Origin of the sequence: Streptococcus merionis DSM 19192 (assembly GCF_000380085.1) — a bacterium.
Taxonomy (GTDB): domain Bacteria; phylum Bacillota; class Bacilli; order Lactobacillales; family Streptococcaceae; genus Streptococcus; species Streptococcus merionis.
In genome coordinates this window covers 1-15,479 of the sequence record NZ_KB904558.1, presented here as the reverse complement: position 1 = coordinate 15,479, position 15,479 = coordinate 1, and the positions used below count along the sequence as shown (strand labels likewise).

Genomic DNA, 15,479 nt, shown 5'->3' with positions numbered 1-15,479 from the left:
GAAGATTACGTATAAAAAGTCCAGCCTCACCACTCATAGTTTACGTCAACATCTCAGCGCAGTGGTTGGGAGTAAGACTTGTTGGCTGTGCCAACTTAGTCTTACCCCTGCAAAGATCATTAGGTACTTTAGCGCCAATGAACCACTGCTGATTGGTAGATTTGTTCGTGTTTTACACTCCAAATCTGGCCTAATCAACTGTGCGGGGGGTGGGAAAACGAACTCTTTTTTGATTGTTCGAGTTCTTTCCCACTCCCTAAATGGGTTGTCTGTCTTGTCTGGGAGCGGTATAGTTCCCTTAAAACAACTGAAAATAATTCTATATGCATCATTACATTTTTAGCTCGTTTTGTGCATAACTCTACTAACGCATGCGCTAAATTCGAATGAAAAGCCTTAGCATTTTGAACTAGGGCTTTTTGGGTGTTTATAAATCAATTGAACCAAGGACGGTACACTAGGGTTCAGACAAGGCCTGCTAGACATTGCTCTGATTTTGAGACAGGTTTGTTCTAATCTTGCCTCAATTGACTATAGTTAAATCATTTCTATTTTCTTTAGGAAGTGATTCATTTCCCGTTGATTTCTTAAAACAATTACTTTTTCTGGAAAATTTTCGGATAGTTTATGGTATCTTGTTTTGGTTTGTTTTGATCGGCCGTCCCAGAGAATCCAGCGGATAAATTCCCAGTCGAATTTTTCGGGACAACCTGCTGCCATGCTGTCCCGTGTTTTGTTGCGGTGTTTGATTGCACGTTTAAAGGCACGCCAGAGAGCGTTAAAGCGGTTAAAATTAAGAAAAATAATCTGGTCAGCTTCCTCCATACGTCGCTCGTAATGGGCAAAACTATAATTCCCATCAATCACCCAGTTGTCGTTAGCTTCGAGAAAGCGAGCAAGGTCTTGACACAGCAACTCTTTTGGCCGCTCTTGCCAACCTGGCAAGAATTGGAGAGTATCCAGGTGCAGTTTAGGAATCTGATAGTGTTGAGCCAGTTTTTGAGCTAGGGTTGATTTTCCCGCACCAGAGTAGCCGATAATAGCAATTTTCATAAGCTGTTCCTTTTTGATGAATAAGAAAACCACTTCGAAAGATGAAGTGGGTATACCTTTTAGTCTTAAGCTAATTTTGCAGCAAGACGAGCCTTGTCACGGCTTGCTTTGTTTTTGTGGATCAAGCCTTTTGTTTCTGCTTTATCGATCGCTGAGCTAGCTGCACGGAAAAGTTCTTCAGAAGGGTTAGCTTCGAAAGCTTTAATCGCTGTACGCATTGCTGATTTTTGTGCTGAGTTTTTAGCGTTTTGAGAAACGTTCAATTCAGCGCGCTTGATAGCTGATTTAATATTTGCCAATTTGTTCACCTCCATCTTAATCTAACCATACCATTATATCTGAATTTTAATGGTTTGACAAGCATTATTTATTTTTTCAGGAAAATTTTATCAATTTTGTGGTTAGCTGATTTATGAAGAATTAAATCAGCACGGCTTCGAGTTGGTTGAATAAATTGTTTGAGATTTGGCAAATTGATGGACTTCCATGTGTCTCGCGCGATCTGAATGGCTTCACTGTATGGCAATTGTGTGAACTGGTGATAGTAGTTATTGGGATCTGTTTCGGCTAATTGTAGGAGTTTACTGAAGCGTTCAATGTACCAGTTCTCAATGTCGTCGTGTTCCGCATCAACATAAATCGAAAAATCGAAATAATCACTGATGTAAAGCCCATGGTTTTGCGGGTTTTGAAAGACATTGATCCCTTCAACGATTAGAAAATCTGGCGCTTGGATAAGTTGTTCCTGATCTGTTAAAATATCATAGGTCTCGTGAGAATAGATGGGAATACGAGAGTCTTGTCCGCTTTTAATGGTGTCTAAAAAGTTAAGGAGTAAATCCATATTATAGGATTCTGGAAAGCCCTTGCGGTGCATGAGGTTTCTTTCTTCCAAGACAGCATTGGGGTAAAGAAAGCCATCAGTTGTGACCATTTCAACTTTGGCGTTTTTGAAAGCACCAGCGATCAATTTCTGCAAAAGGCGGCTGGTTGTTGATTTTCCGACTGCAACAGAGCCTGACACACCAATGATAAAAGGGAGTTGACGAATCTTTTCTTGTAAAAAGAGACTTTTTGAAAAGGACAAATCGTCATTGGATTTTTTATAGATGCGAATGAGACTTGTTAGTGGCAGATAGATATCGATGACATCTTGCAGGCTGATGCGGTCATTAAGTGCTTTAATTGATTCTAGTTCTGCAGAAGTCAGGGGTGGCGTTGTTTTTCGGTGTAAATTTTGCCAGTTATCGCGTGAAATAATTTCAAAGTTGATAAATTCGTTAAGCATAAAAATCCTTCTTAAGTCGTGATTGCTAACATTATACCAAAAATTTGTAACTAAGAACATTTTATGACGGACTACTGAAGATCAAGATGGGTAAGACTTGTTGGCTATGTCAGCTCAGTTTTACTCCTGAACAGGTCATTAGAGGCTGGGACAGACAACCATGATGGCTTTGTCCTCACCCTCAAAGCATGTAACCGTTGAAGATTACGTATAAAAATCGAATTTCTGAGAAATTATCGACTTTCCCCCACTCTCAATGAACCACTGCGAACCACTGCTGACTAGATTTAGTAAAGCGGTGATTTTCAGCATTTTACACCAAACAACTACCGCGTCAAACTGACTAAATTAAAAAACAAAAGAGACTAAGTGCTTTTTTTACCTCATCTGCGACTACGATTGTTTGTTGGACAAGGAAAAGAGTAGGCTTGAAATTGTGACCAGTATCTCGCCAATGACACGGTAGAGGTCTTGGGTACCTCCTTGTTCCAGCTGAAAACTGGACAGGAGAAGGTAGTAAGCAACAATACCAAGAGGAATAGAAATTAGTCTTGGCTTTTTTTTCATTTGTTCCCCTCCGTTTTCAGTATACTTTATATTATTAGTATAATATAAATTTGAATCTCTTGCAAGGAAACGCTTGCAAAAAAGGTTCGGAAATGCTATACTGATATTCCGTCAGGTAATTGAGACGCTTTCAAAATTGTGGTAAAATGAAAAGCATGAGTAAAATGTATTATGCAGAGAATCCTGATGTTTCACATGACGTTCATCAGTTAAAAGTGATCTTGCTGGGTCAAAATTTGACCTTTTGGACGGATGCGGGTGTTTTTTCTAAGAAAATGATTGATTTTGGTAGTCAAGTTTTACTAAACAACCTTGAATTTCAAAGGGGTGAAACCGTACTTGATGTTGGTTGTGGTTATGGGCCATTAGGGATCAGTCTGGCTAAGGCTCAGGGGGTGATTCCCACCATGGTGGATGTCAATCTGCGTGCCCTTGATTTAGCTAGGAAGAATGCTGAAGCGAATCAGGTTTCGGCGGCGATTTTCCAGTCTGATGTTTATGATCAGGTGGTGGGTGAGTTTGACCATATTATTTCTAATCCACCGATTCGAGCTGGGAAGCGGGTGGTTCATGCCATTATCAAAGATAGTATCAATTATCTTAAAAGCGGTGGGACATTTACCATTGTTATCCAGAAAAAGCAAGGGGCGCCTAGTGCTAAGTCAAAGATGGAGGAAGTCTTTGGTCAGGTAGAGATTATCAGAAAGGAGAAGGGGTACTACATCCTTCAGAGTATTAAAAAAGATGAGAATGGTTGATTTAATTCAAAAAAAACGTGATGGGCAGGAATTGACTGCCGAAGAGATTAAGTGGCTGATTGAAGGTTACGTTGACGGTTCAGTGCCAGATTACCAAATGGCTGCCTTTGCTATGGCAGTCTATTTTCAAGGGATGACCACTGAGGAGATTTCAGAACTGACTATGAATATGGTGGCTTCGGGCGACCAGATTGATCTTTCTGCTATTCCTGGGATTAAGGTGGATAAACACTCGACAGGTGGTGTTGGTGATAAGGTCACTTTGATTCTAGCGCCTTTAGTTGCTTCCTTTGATGTACCTGTCGCAAAGATGAGCGGTCGTGGCCTCGGCCATACAGGAGGCACGCTGGACAAGTTAGAAGCTATTAAGGGTTACCAAATTGAGCAAACGCAAGAGGCGTTCATTGAGCAGGTTCAGGATATTGGCTTAGCGGTCATCGGCCAGTCCGATAATCTAGTCAAGGCTGACAAACTTCTCTATGCTCTTCGTGACGTTACAGCGACTGTGGATATCATTCCGCTCATCGCTAGCTCAGTCATGAGCAAGAAGATTGCTGCAGGAGCAGATGCGATTTTACTTGATGTGACCGTTGGTGACGGCGCCTTTATGAAAAATATCGAAGATGCACGAGAACTCGCTCAGACCATGGTTAACCTTGGAAATGCTGTCGGTCGCAAGACCGTTGCTGTTTTGACTAATATGAGTCAGCCAGTTGGACGAGCGATTGGCAATCGTCTGGAAATTTTGGAGGCGCTTGAAATCCTTCAGGGACAAGGGCGTGAGGATGTCGCTCATTTTATTTGTGAGTTGGCTCAAATCATGCTTAAGCTCGCAGGTGTTGAGAAAAATCTTCCTGAAATCAGAGAGAATCTGACGAACGGGAAAGCCTTGGCTAAATTTGAAGCTATGGTTGAAGCTCAGGGTGGTGATTTGACAGATCTTTATCGCGAACCTGATGTGGCTGAGATTGTCGAGATTGTGGCTGAGGAAGACGGTTATATTTCAGCCTTGCCAGCTTTGGAGTTTGGTCTATTTGCCATGAAATTAGGCGCAGGCCGTGCGGTAAAAACGGACGATTTAGACTATGAAACCGGTATCGTATTCGAGAAAAAGGTCGGAGATGCTGTGAAAGTAGGCGAAGTTGTCGCAAAAATTTACACAAACCAGAATTTAGGCCAAAAAGAGCTGTCAGATTTCAAAAAAAATGTTAAAATAGAACAGGAGGAAGTTAAGATTCGTGAAATACTTGAAATCGTTTCTTAACAAAGGTAATCAAAATGGAAATAAATAAGTATATCGACCATACCATTCTAAAGCCAGAAACAACTAAAGAGCAAGTTTTAGAGATTATTGATCAGGCTAAGGAGTATGATTTTGCCAGCGTTTGTATCAATCCAACTTGGGTATCCCTTGCTGCAGAAGCTCTGGCTGAGACAGATGTTAAAGTTTGTACCGTTATTGGTTTTCCTTTGGGTGCTAACACGCCAGCTGTTAAGGCTTTTGAAACCGAGGACGCTATCAAAAACGGTGCCGACGAGATTGATATGGTTATCAACATTGGTGCCCTTAAATCAGGTGATTTGGATTTAGTTGAAGCGGACATCAAAGCAGTTGTAGATGCTAGTGGCGATAAATTAGTCAAGGTGATTATTGAAACCTGCCTGTTGACGGATAAAGAAAAAATTACTGCTTGTGAATTAGCCAAAGCAGCAGGAGCAGACTTTGTTAAGACCTCTACTGGTTTTTCAACTGGTGGTGCTAATGTTCACGATATTGGTCTCATGCGTCAGATTGTTGGCCCAGATATGGGAGTTAAGGCTTCAGGGGGAGCGCGTTCACTGGAAGATGTCCAAGCCTTTATTGAGGCTGGTGCCAATCGGATTGGGTCTTCCTCAGGTGTGGCGATTATGAAAGGTCTTAAAGCTGATGGCGACTACTGAGTTGATTGAATTAGCGATTAAGGCCAGTGAGCATGCCTATGTTCCCTATTCACATTTTCCAATCGGAGCGGCACTGGTCACAAAATCTGGTGAGGTCATTACAGGCTGTAACGTTGAAAATGCTTCCTTTGGTCTGACCAATTGTGGTGAGCGGACAGCTATTTTCAAGGCAGTGTCTGAGGGGCATAAGGAGTTCTCAGAGCTAGTGGTTTACGGAACATCTAAAGAACCGATCTCGCCTTGTGGTGCTTGTCGGCAAGTCATGGCAGAGTTTTTTGATCAGGATATGCCCGTAACGTTGGTTTCTAAAAATAAAACGACAGTCGTGATGACAGTCGGGGAGTTACTTCCATATTCATTTACAGATTTAACTTAAAATCTGGCTAGTCAGTTTGACTGGTACTCTGCAACCTTATCCGTTGCGCAATTATTTTTTAGGAGGTTCAGAAATGAACAAGAAATTTGTTGGTCTAGGTCTTGCAGCAGTTGCAACCCTTACTCTTGCGGCATGTGGTAGTCGTACTGCCAAAAACTCATCTTCTTCATCGTCTGATGAGACTGCTCTAAACGTAGCTGTTGTCACTGACGTTGGTGGTGTTGATGACCGCTCATTCAACCAATCTGCTTGGGAAGGCCTTCAAGAATGGGGTAAAGAAAATGGTCTGTCTAAGGACAATGGATTCACTTATTTCCAATCTAACAGTGAGTCTGAATACGTTACTAACTTAGATTCAGCTGTTTCAGGTGGTTATAACCTTGTATTTGGGATTGGTTTTGCTTTAGAAACAGCTATTGCTGAAGCCGCTGATAACAACCCAGATACGCACTTTGCCATTGTTGACTCAGTAGTGGCGGATAAGGACAATGTTGTTAGTATCGGATTTGCCGATCACGAAGCTTCTTACCTCGCTGGTGTAGCAGCTGCAAAAACAACTAAGACGAACCATGTTGGTTTTATCGGTGGTATGGAAGGCGTCGTTATTGACCGTTTCCACGCTGGATTTGTTGAAGGCGTAAAATCTGTTAACCCAGATATTAAGATCACTGTTGACTACGCAGGTTCATTCGTAGATGCTGCTAAAGGACAAACCATCGCTGCTGCGCAATACGCTGCTGGTGCTGATGTTATCTTCCATGCATCAGGTGGTACAGGTAACGGTGTCTTTGCCGCTGCTAAAGCTATCAACGAAACAACTAATGAGGCTGATAAAGTTTGGGTCATCGGTGTTGACCGTGATCAGTCAGCTGAAGGGAAATACACTTCTAAAGACGGAAAAGAGTCTAACTTTGTATTAGCTTCTACTATTAAAGAAGTTGGCACATCAGTTAAGGAAATTTCTAACCAAGCGCTTAAAGGAAAATTCCCTGGTGGCGAAGTGGTAACTTTCTCACTTGCTGATAAGGGTGTCGAGTTGGCTGAAACAAATCTTTCATCTGAAGCTTCTGAAGCAGTAGCGGCTGCTAAAAAAGATATCTTAGATGGTAAAATTAAAATTCCAGAAACACCTAAAAAGGAAGATAAATAATGACTCCCCTAAAGGCGACCTCAGTCGGTCGCCTTTTCTGGGAACTGAGATTTTTCTCAGTAAAGCCTATTTCTTTGGAAGTAGGTTTTACTGTCAAAAAATGATAGTCAGAAAGGATTATAGCTATGACAAAAGACTATGTCATTGAGATGCGTGGAATTACTAAAAAATTTGGTGATTTTACCGCAAATGATAATGTAAACTTGAATGTCAGAAAAGGAGAAATCCATGCCCTTCTCGGCGAGAATGGGGCTGGGAAGTCTACCCTCATGAATATGTTGGCTGGGCTTTTAGAGCCAACGAGCGGCGAAATTCTGATCAATGGTAAAAGTGTGACGATTGATTCACCATCAAAGGCCTCTCATTTGGGAATTGGGATGGTCCATCAGCACTTTATGCTTGTAGATGCTTTTACCGTTGCTGAGAATATCATTTTAGGGACAGAAACCACTAAGGGCGGAGTCATTGACCTTAAGCAAGCCATTCAGGAAATCAGAGAACTGTCTGAACGTTACGGGTTGAGTGTTGACCCAACAGCTAAAGTAGCTGATATTTCAGTTGGGGCGCAACAACGTGTGGAAATCCTAAAAACCTTGTACCGTGGGGCTGATCTCCTCATCTTTGATGAACCAACAGCAGTATTAACGCCAGCTGAAATTACGGAATTGCTGGATATTATGAGAACTCTGGTCAAAGAAGGCAAGTCTATCATTTTAATTACCCATAAACTAGATGAAATTCGTGCAGTTGCTGATATGGTTACGGTTATTCGACGTGGGAAATGGATTCAAAGTGTGCCAGTTGTAGGAGCAACCAATAGTGATTTAGCAGAGTGGATGGTCGGACGTTCAGTGTCTTTCAAGACGGAAAAAATTGCTGCGGATCCTAAGGAAGTTGTCTTATCCATCAAGGATCTGGTTGTTGATGAGAACCGTGGCGTTCCAGCTGTCAAAAACCTTTCTCTTGATGTCCGTGCGGGTGAGATAGTTGGAATTGCTGGGATTGACGGAAATGGTCAAAGTGAGCTTATTCAGGCTATAACCGGATTGCGTAAAGTCAAATCGGGAGAGATTTGGATTAAGGGTGAAAATATCGTTGGTAAGAGTCCGCGTAAAATCACTGAAATGCAAGTGAGTCACGTTCCAGAAGATCGTCATCGGGATGGACTGGTTCTTGATATGACCCTTGCCGAAAACTTTTCACTTCAGACCTACTATAAAGAACCTATTTCAAAAAATGGTATCCTCAACTATAGCAAGATTAACGAAAAAGCTCGCCAGCTGATGGAAGAGTTTGATGTCCGCGCTGCTAGTGAAGTTGTTCCTGCTAAGGCCCTTTCAGGTGGTAACCAGCAAAAGGCGATCATCGCTCGTGAGGTGGATCGTAATCCAGACTTATTGATCGTTAGTCAGCCGACACGCGGTCTTGATGTTGGCGCCATTGAGTATATTCGCAAACGTCTGATTGCTGAGCGTGACAAAGGCAAAGCTGTTCTAGTTGTCAGTTTTGAACTGGATGAGATTCTTGATGTGTCAGATCGTATCGCGGTTATTCATGATGGCTTTATCCATGGTATTGTGACCCCTGAGTCAACGAATAAACAAGAACTTGGCGTTTTGATGGCTGGTGGTTATTTAAAGGAAGGAGAAGTACATGCCTAATAAGAAACTTCAAAACTTGGCCATACCTCTGATGGCAGTTATCTCTGGCCTGCTCTTAGGTGCCCTTATTATGTTAGTCTTTGGTTATGATCCTATATGGGGATATGAAGAACTCTTTTACACTGCCTTTGGTAATGTGAAGTCCATTGGGGAAATTTTCCGTGCGATGGCTCCTCTCGTTTTTACAGCTCTCGGCTTTGCGGTGGCTAGTCGTGCTGGTTTCTTTAATGTCGGCCTACCAGGTCAAGCCTTAGTCGGCTGGGTCTTTGCAGGCTGGTTTGCGTTAGAAAATCCAGATTTGCCGCGCCCTATCTTAATCTTAGCGACTGTCGTCATCGCTATGCTGGCTGGTGGGATTGCGGGTGCTATTCCAGGGATTTTACGTGCTTATCTAGGAACAAGTGAAGTTATCGTGACGATCATGATGAACTACATCTTGCTTTATACGAGTAATCACTTGATTCGAAATGTCTTCTCAGATGAGATCATGAAAAATACAGACTCAAGTATTAACGTTTCTGCCAATGCTTCTTATCAAACGGCTTGGTTGCGAGCCTTGACTGAAAACTCTCGGATGAATATCGGTATTTTCTTTGCTATCATCGCTGTTATTGTCATTTGGTTCCTTTTAACGAAAACAACCCTTGGCTTTGAAATTCGCTCCGTTGGTTTAAATCCGACAGCTTCTGATTATGCAGGGATGTCGGCAAAACGCACTATCATCCTCTCTATGATCATATCTGGTGCTTTGGCAGGTCTTGGTGGCGCTGTTGAAGGACTAGGAACTTTCCAAAATGTTTATATTCAAGGATCAAACTTGTCTATCGGCTTTAACGGGATGTCAGTTGCCTTGCTGGCAACCAATTCTCCTTTGGGAATTCCTTTTGCCGCTTTCCTTTTTGGTATGCTTTCTATCGGCTCAACCGGTATGACGAGAGCAGGGATTCCGCCAGAATTAATCAATGTTGTCACTGCTTCTATTATATTCTTTATCGGGGTCAAGTTTATCTTTGAACAATTCCTCAAGATTAGAAGCACAAAACAAGTGAAAGGAGCGAAGTAAAATGAATATCACATCAATTTTAGTCTTGCTTGTTTCGCAGATGCTCATCTATTCAGCACCTTTGATTTTTACAAGTTTGGGAGGTGTCTTCTCAGAAAGAGCGGGTATCGTTAATGTCGGTCTTGAAGGAATCATGGTTATCGGTGCCTTTGCAGGTGTTGTCTTCAATATTGAGTTTGTTGAGGTCTTTGGCAAGTCTACTCCTCTTGTAGCTGTGCTTGTTGGTGGTATTGCAGGATTGCTGTTTGCCATCATTCATGCGGTGGCAACCATTACACTCCGTGCGGATCATGTGGTATCAGGTACTGTTCTTAATCTTCTAGCACCTGCCCTCTCTGTCTTTTTGGTTAAAGTTATTTATCAAAAAGGTCAGACAGATTCTATCACCCAGTCTTTCGGACGTTTCTCATTCCCTCTTTTAGAAGATATTCCTGTGATTGGAGCTATTTTCTTTAAAAATACCAGTTTGATGGGCTATGTTGCCATTTTGACAGCCTTTATCGCTTGGTTTATCCTTTATAAAACGAAATTTGGACTGCGCCTTCGTTCAGTCGGAGAACATCCGCAAGCGGCTGATACACTTGGGATTAACGTTTATGCTATGCGGTATGCCGGTGTCTTGATTGCAGGTTTTCTTGGTGGTGTTGGCGGTGCAGTGAGTGCTCAGTCTGTTAACATTAATTTTTCGGCATCGACCATTGTCGGCTCAGGCTTTATTGCTCTGGCTGCGGTCATCTTTGGAAAATGGAATCCACTCGGAGCGATGTTGGCCTCACTTTTCTTTGGCTTATCACAGAGTTTGGCCGTTATTGGGACACAGATTCCTTTCTTATCTAAAGTACCAGCAGTCTACTTGCAGATTGCCCCTTACGTGATTACAGTAGTAGCTCTTGCAGCCTTCTTTGGAAAAGCTGTCGCACCTAAAGCCGACGGGGTTAACTACATCAAGTCTAAATAAACCTAAAAAATCAACTTTCTTGATGAAAGTTGATTTTTTGTGATCTTCTGCCAATTGTTATAAAGATGATGAAACTTTAATACTTTGCGAAAATCAAAATTTGGGGGTGATTATCCTACTGTAATTCGTTCCATCTCATTTAGCTTTTGAATAATTCTTCAAAAACAGAGTGTCTTTAGTGGTCTTTCTAAAGTGAGGATGTACCGTTCTTAATTAACGTGTTCAGATATTGGTTTTTTGCAATAAAAAGTGGGGCTGTCATTCTTTGCACGGGGTTTCTTGATGATAGAGGAGTTGCCAAGTTTCATGGCGACGCCAGAGAGAGGTGTGGTGTGTTTGATTGAGACGGTATTGGACGAGCATGCTTTTTTGACTGATGGGGGTAACTGTGAAGTGGGTCAAATGATGGTGGGGAAGATCGTTTTGCTCTAAATAGCTATTTTTGCTGAGATAGTTTCCATCTTGAGTAATACTTTGGAAATTCTCCACTACGAGGTCTTCAAAATGATCTTGCTTGGTTAAAACCACATGTTCCAAACGGTAGAGTTTGTTAAAAATATTTTCAAAGACTTCATCTTCGTCAATGATAGCTGGTTCGACATGGATATCCACGTCAAAGACCTGATATTTTATCGTGAGCATGCTTTCGACCTGCTCTGTAATTTCATGACTCTCGTAGACAGACAGGTCGGGATGCATCTCTAAAACCACATCTAGATAGACATGGCTACCATAGGTTCGGCCACGAATCGCTTTGACTGCAGAGATTTTGGGAAGTTTCAAAATATCGTTGCTATAAAGTTCTAGCAGAGAGTCATCAAATCCGTCAGATAAAGTGAAGTAGGACTCCATGAAAATGTCGTAGGCCGTTTTGAGGATGAGAAATGTGATGATAATGGCCACGATTTTATCAAGAATGGGAAAGTTAAGGCTAGATGCAAAGATGGCGATAGCAGTACCGATTGAGATTAGGGCATCATTTCGATTATCCTTGGCTGCAGCTGCTAAGGCTTTCGACTTTACCCGATTGGCTAAGCGTGAATTGTAGCGGTAAACGAAAAACATGATTAGGGCAGAAGCGATACCGACAATAGCAGCGATGGGGTCTACGGGAGTTGTCTCTTGAGCGACAATCTTTTGAACAGTATCCCAGAGGACATCAAAACCGACTGCAAACATGAGAAAGGAGGTTATGAGGCTGGCTAAGTCTTCAATCTTCCAATGCCCAAACTTATGGTCAGTGTCAGCTGGCCTACGAGCAAGACGAAGACCGACGAGGACGGCTAGATTGGATAAGATATCGCTGATGTTATTAAAACCATCTGCTGTGAGCGCAGAAGAGTTAAACAGATTTCCAGCTGTGAGTTTCGCAATGGAAAGGAGAATATAAGCACCAATCCCGATCAGGGCACCGCGTTCTGCGATTTTGAGGTTATTGGCTTGCTGTTTTTGAGTCATTGGTAGCCTTTCAAGGTGTGATATGCAAGAGATCATTTTCTTTTTATTATAAGGCTTTACTGAGTTTTTTTCAAACAAGGGCTGTTAGACTTAGGATAAACATAGGAAAAAAGCCTTTAGCGCAAATAATCAAAAGACAGTTTTAAAATGGTTGTATGCACTTTCTTTTTGAGCTATTTTAGTGTCCAAACTTGCAGGTCAAATTTAAACCGTGAACAGGACAGGGGATGAGAAAGCCGTATTCTTAAAGAAAACTGAACTAAAATAGGGGAGTGGGAAAGAAGTCGAGCAACCCAAAAAGAGTTCGTTTTCTCACCCCCCCGCACAGTTACGGTGGCAACACTGGTTCAAACCGAAAAGAACTTTTATACGTAATCTTCAAAGATTACATGTTTTAGGGGTGGGGGCGGAGCCATCATGGATATCTTGCCCAGTCTCAGGCGTTGACATTGGGAAAAGTAAGTCTAATTCAGAACAGTTCCTGTCTTAGCATTTTCCTGTGGCTGACTTAGGCAGGCTTCCTAAAATTTTGGTATAATGGATAGGTTGATATTTCGATGAATGGATGACAAATGGATGAGAAAGTGAGATGTAGGAAAATGCAAAACTCATTATTACAAGGGATGAATGACCGACAAGCAGAGGCTGTACAGGCGACTGAGGGGCCGCTTTTGATCATGGCAGGAGCAGGATCTGGTAAGACGCGCGTTCTAACTCACCGAATAGCCTACTTGATTGATGAGAAGATGGTCAATCCATGGAATATTTTGGCAATCACCTTTACCAATAAGGCGGCGCGTGAGATGCGTGAGCGAGCGTTTCAACTCAATCCGGCTACTCAGGAGAGTCTGATTGCAACATTTCACTCGATGTGTGTTCGTATTTTAAGAAGGGATGCTGACCATATCGGGTATAATCGCAACTTTACCATTGTTGATCCAGGTGAGCAACGCACCTTGATGAAGCGAATTTTGAAGGAACTAAATCTGGATTCTAAAAAATGGAATGAGCGGGCTATTCTTGGAACGATTTCCAATGCCAAGAATGACTTGATTGACGAAGTGGCTTATGAAAATATGGCTGGGGACATGTACACTCAGATCGTTGCTAAGTGTTACAAGGCTTATCAGAGAGAACTGCGCCAGTCAGAAGCAGTTGACTTTGATGATTTGATCATGCTGACGTTGCGACTCTTTGACCAGAATCCTGATGTGTTGACTTATTATCAGCAACGCTATCAGTATATCCATGTTGACGAGTATCAGGACACGAACCATGCTCAGTACCAATTGGTAAAACTCCTAGCTTCTCGTTTTAAAAACATTTGTGTGGTTGGAGATGCTGATCAGTCTATCTATGGCTGGCGTGGAGCAGATATGCAAAATATCCTCGATTTTGAAAAGGATTACCCAGAAGCTAAGGTTGTGCTGTTAGAGGAAAACTATCGCTCTACCAAGAAAATCCTTCAAGCTGCTAACGAGGTTATCCAAAATAACCGTCATCGCCGTGAGAAAAAGCTCTGGACTCAAAATCCTGATGGGGAGCAGATTGTTTATTATCGAGCGACGGATGAGCAGGATGAGTCTGTCTTTGTTGCAAGAACCATTGATGACCTCAAGCGGGAGGAAGATTACCATTACCGTGATTTTGCCGTTCTCTATCGAACCAATGCGCAGTCGCGGACTATTGAGGAAGCGTTGCTTAAGTCCAATATTCCTTATACGATGGTCGGTGGGACGAAGTTCTACTCTCGTAAAGAAATCCGTGACATCATTGCCTACTTGAACATCATTGCTAATCCGGCTGATAATATCAGTTTCGAGAGGATTATCAATGAACCTAAGCGTGGTGTAGGGCCTGGTACATTGGACAAACTACGTGCGTTTGCGAGTCAAGAAGGAAGCTCGCTTTTAGATGCCAGTCAAAACATTCTCCTGTCTCCGATTAAGGGAAAGGCAGCAGGTGCCATCTTTGAACTAGCTAATTTAATTGATTATCTTAGGGTGAGCTTGGATAGTTTGAGTGTGTCTGAGGTTGTTGAAAAAGTCTTGGACAATACGGGTTATACAGCTGCCTTAGCTGCTCAACAGACTCCTGAGAGTGAAAACCGTCTGGAAAATATTCAAGAGTTTCTCTCTGTCACTAAAAACTTTGATGAAAAAGCTCAGGAGTCATCTGAAGAGGAGACTGGACTTGAACGCCTTAGCCGTTTTCTCAATGACCTTGCTCTGGTTGCTGATACAGATGATGGCGATGCTACTAGCAATGAAATTACCCTCATGACCCTTCATGCGGCCAAGGGCTTGGAATTCCCAGTCGTCTTTGTCATTGGGATGGAGGAAGATGTCTTTCCGATCAGTCGTGCCAAGGAAGACGAGGATGAGCTGGAAGAGGAGCGCCGCCTGGCCTATGTCGGTATCACACGAGCTGAGCAACGCCTTTATCTGACCAATGCGAGCTCTCGTCTCCTCTACGGACGCACCAACTACAACCGTCCAACCCGTTTTCTCAGTGAAATTTCCAGCGACTTGCTAGACTATCAAGGTTACGCCCGTCCTGCTGATACTAGCTTTAAGGTTTCCTATGTCAATGGGGCTGCGCCAACATTTGGACAAGGCATGAGCTTAGCTCAAGCTCTCCAAACCCGTAAGGCTCAAGCTGTGCCGCAAGCGTCTGCAAAAGCTGCCAATACAGCTTCATCCAAACCAAGCATCAATTGGCAAGTCGGCGATACTGCGCACCACAAAAAATGGGGAGATGGCATTGTACTTGAAGTTTCAGGTAGTAGCAGTGCCCAAGAACTTAAAATCAATTTTCCAGAAGTTGGTCTCAAAAAACTGCTAGCCAGTGTTGCACCGATTGAAAAGAAATAATCCACAACATTAATTGAATTCGAGCTAAAATACTCAGGAAAAAGGGGGCTCTCCTAGTGTTCAGTGAACACTAGGTCAGTCTCCTCTTTTTCAGTCGCTTTTCTTAATGGACTTTGTATCTTAAAACTGAACACGCCCTAAAAAGCTCGATAAAATTCAAAAATTTCCTGGAGTCTACAGACTCGTCGTCAATTTTTTCATTTTTCTACGCTTTTCATAACGGGCTTTGTATCTTACAACTGAATTCGAGCTAAAATACTCGGGGAAAAGGTGGCTCTCCTAGTGTTCAGTGAACACTAGGTCAGTCTCCTCTTTTTCAGTCGCTTTTCTTAA

General features: G+C 42.5%; 14 protein-coding genes. 9 read left to right on the top strand and 5 right to left on the bottom strand.

The features are described from left to right. Nucleotides 1-537 precede the first annotated feature (537 nt). The 4 genes from A3I5_RS0109380 to A3I5_RS12685 all read right to left on the bottom strand — a co-directional run bounded on the left by A3I5_RS0109380 (nucleotide 538) and on the right by A3I5_RS12685 (nucleotide 2,908). On the bottom strand, nucleotides 538-1,053 hold the full coding sequence (locus A3I5_RS0109380) for a DNA topology modulation protein (protein ID WP_018374347.1): 516 nt from the start codon (nucleotides 1,051-1,053) through the stop codon (nucleotides 538-540). A gap of 65 nt (nucleotides 1,054-1,118) precedes the next feature. After that, nucleotides 1,119-1,367 carry a 30S ribosomal protein S20 gene (rpsT, locus tag A3I5_RS0109375; RefSeq protein WP_083903330.1) on the bottom strand — a complete coding sequence of 83 codons (249 nt, stop codon included), beginning with the start codon at nucleotides 1,365-1,367 and terminating at the stop codon, nucleotides 1,119-1,121. 53 nt (nucleotides 1,368-1,420) lie between these two features. Then, nucleotides 1,421-2,341 (bottom strand): type I pantothenate kinase, encoded by a 921-nt coding sequence (gene coaA / locus A3I5_RS0109370; RefSeq protein WP_018374345.1) that lies wholly within the window; start codon nucleotides 2,339-2,341, stop codon nucleotides 1,421-1,423. A 393-nt stretch (nucleotides 2,342-2,734) separates the two neighbouring features. Further along, a complete protein-coding gene (locus A3I5_RS12685; RefSeq protein WP_018374344.1) occupies nucleotides 2,735-2,908 on the bottom strand; it encodes a hypothetical protein in 174 nt (57 codons plus the stop codon). Between the two features lie 155 nt (nucleotides 2,909-3,063). Between A3I5_RS12685 and A3I5_RS0109360 the strand changes: the two genes are divergently transcribed. The 8 genes from A3I5_RS0109360 to A3I5_RS0109320 all read left to right on the top strand — a co-directional run bounded on the left by A3I5_RS0109360 (nucleotide 3,064) and on the right by A3I5_RS0109320 (nucleotide 10,815). Next, nucleotides 3,064-3,666 carry a class I SAM-dependent methyltransferase gene (locus A3I5_RS0109360; protein WP_026217022.1) on the top strand — a complete coding sequence of 201 codons (603 nt, stop codon included), beginning with the start codon at nucleotides 3,064-3,066 and terminating at the stop codon, nucleotides 3,664-3,666. Further along, entirely contained in the window at nucleotides 3,653-4,930 is a 1,278-nt protein-coding gene (locus tag A3I5_RS0109355; protein ID WP_018374342.1) for a pyrimidine-nucleoside phosphorylase, read from the top strand. The genes A3I5_RS0109360 and A3I5_RS0109355 overlap by 14 nt, the downstream gene beginning before the upstream one ends. A gap of 14 nt (nucleotides 4,931-4,944) precedes the next feature. Further along, nucleotides 4,945-5,607 carry a deoxyribose-phosphate aldolase gene (deoC, locus tag A3I5_RS0109350; RefSeq protein WP_018374341.1) on the top strand — a complete coding sequence of 221 codons (663 nt, stop codon included), beginning with the start codon at nucleotides 4,945-4,947 and terminating at the stop codon, nucleotides 5,605-5,607. After that, nucleotides 5,594-5,983 (top strand): cytidine deaminase, encoded by a 390-nt coding sequence (locus A3I5_RS0109345; RefSeq protein ID WP_018374340.1) that lies wholly within the window; start codon nucleotides 5,594-5,596, stop codon nucleotides 5,981-5,983. Before deoC ends, A3I5_RS0109345 begins: the two co-directional genes overlap by 14 nt. A 73-nt stretch (nucleotides 5,984-6,056) precedes the next feature. Beyond that, on the top strand, nucleotides 6,057-7,133 hold the full coding sequence (locus A3I5_RS0109340) for a BMP family lipoprotein (RefSeq protein WP_018374339.1): 1,077 nt from the start codon (nucleotides 6,057-6,059) through the stop codon (nucleotides 7,131-7,133). A gap of 125 nt (nucleotides 7,134-7,258) precedes the next feature. Further along, complete coding sequence (locus A3I5_RS0109330; RefSeq protein ID WP_018374337.1) at nucleotides 7,259-8,794, top strand: ABC transporter ATP-binding protein; 1,536 nt, start codon at nucleotides 7,259-7,261, stop codon at nucleotides 8,792-8,794. Continuing rightward, on the top strand, nucleotides 8,787-9,857 hold the full coding sequence (locus tag A3I5_RS0109325) for an ABC transporter permease (RefSeq protein ID WP_018374336.1): 1,071 nt from the start codon (nucleotides 8,787-8,789) through the stop codon (nucleotides 9,855-9,857). Before A3I5_RS0109330 ends, A3I5_RS0109325 begins: the two co-directional genes overlap by 8 nt. 1 nt (nucleotide 9,858) lies before the next feature. Beyond that, the gene (locus A3I5_RS0109320; RefSeq protein WP_018374335.1) at nucleotides 9,859-10,815 is read left to right on the top strand and encodes an ABC transporter permease; all 957 of its coding nucleotides are present in this window, start codon (nucleotides 9,859-9,861) and stop codon (nucleotides 10,813-10,815) included. Between the two features lie 258 nt (nucleotides 10,816-11,073). On the opposite strand, the gene A3I5_RS0109315 is transcribed toward A3I5_RS0109320, so the two are convergent. After that, entirely contained in the window at nucleotides 11,074-12,273 is a 1,200-nt protein-coding gene (locus A3I5_RS0109315; protein ID WP_018374334.1) for a cation diffusion facilitator family transporter, read from the bottom strand. A 599-nt stretch (nucleotides 12,274-12,872) separates the two neighbouring features. Between A3I5_RS0109315 and pcrA the strand changes: the two genes are divergently transcribed. Further along, nucleotides 12,873-15,146, top strand: a complete 2,274-nt coding sequence (pcrA, locus tag A3I5_RS0109310) for a DNA helicase PcrA (RefSeq protein WP_095114567.1) — start codon at nucleotides 12,873-12,875, stop codon at nucleotides 15,144-15,146. Nucleotides 15,147-15,479 lie beyond the last annotated feature (333 nt).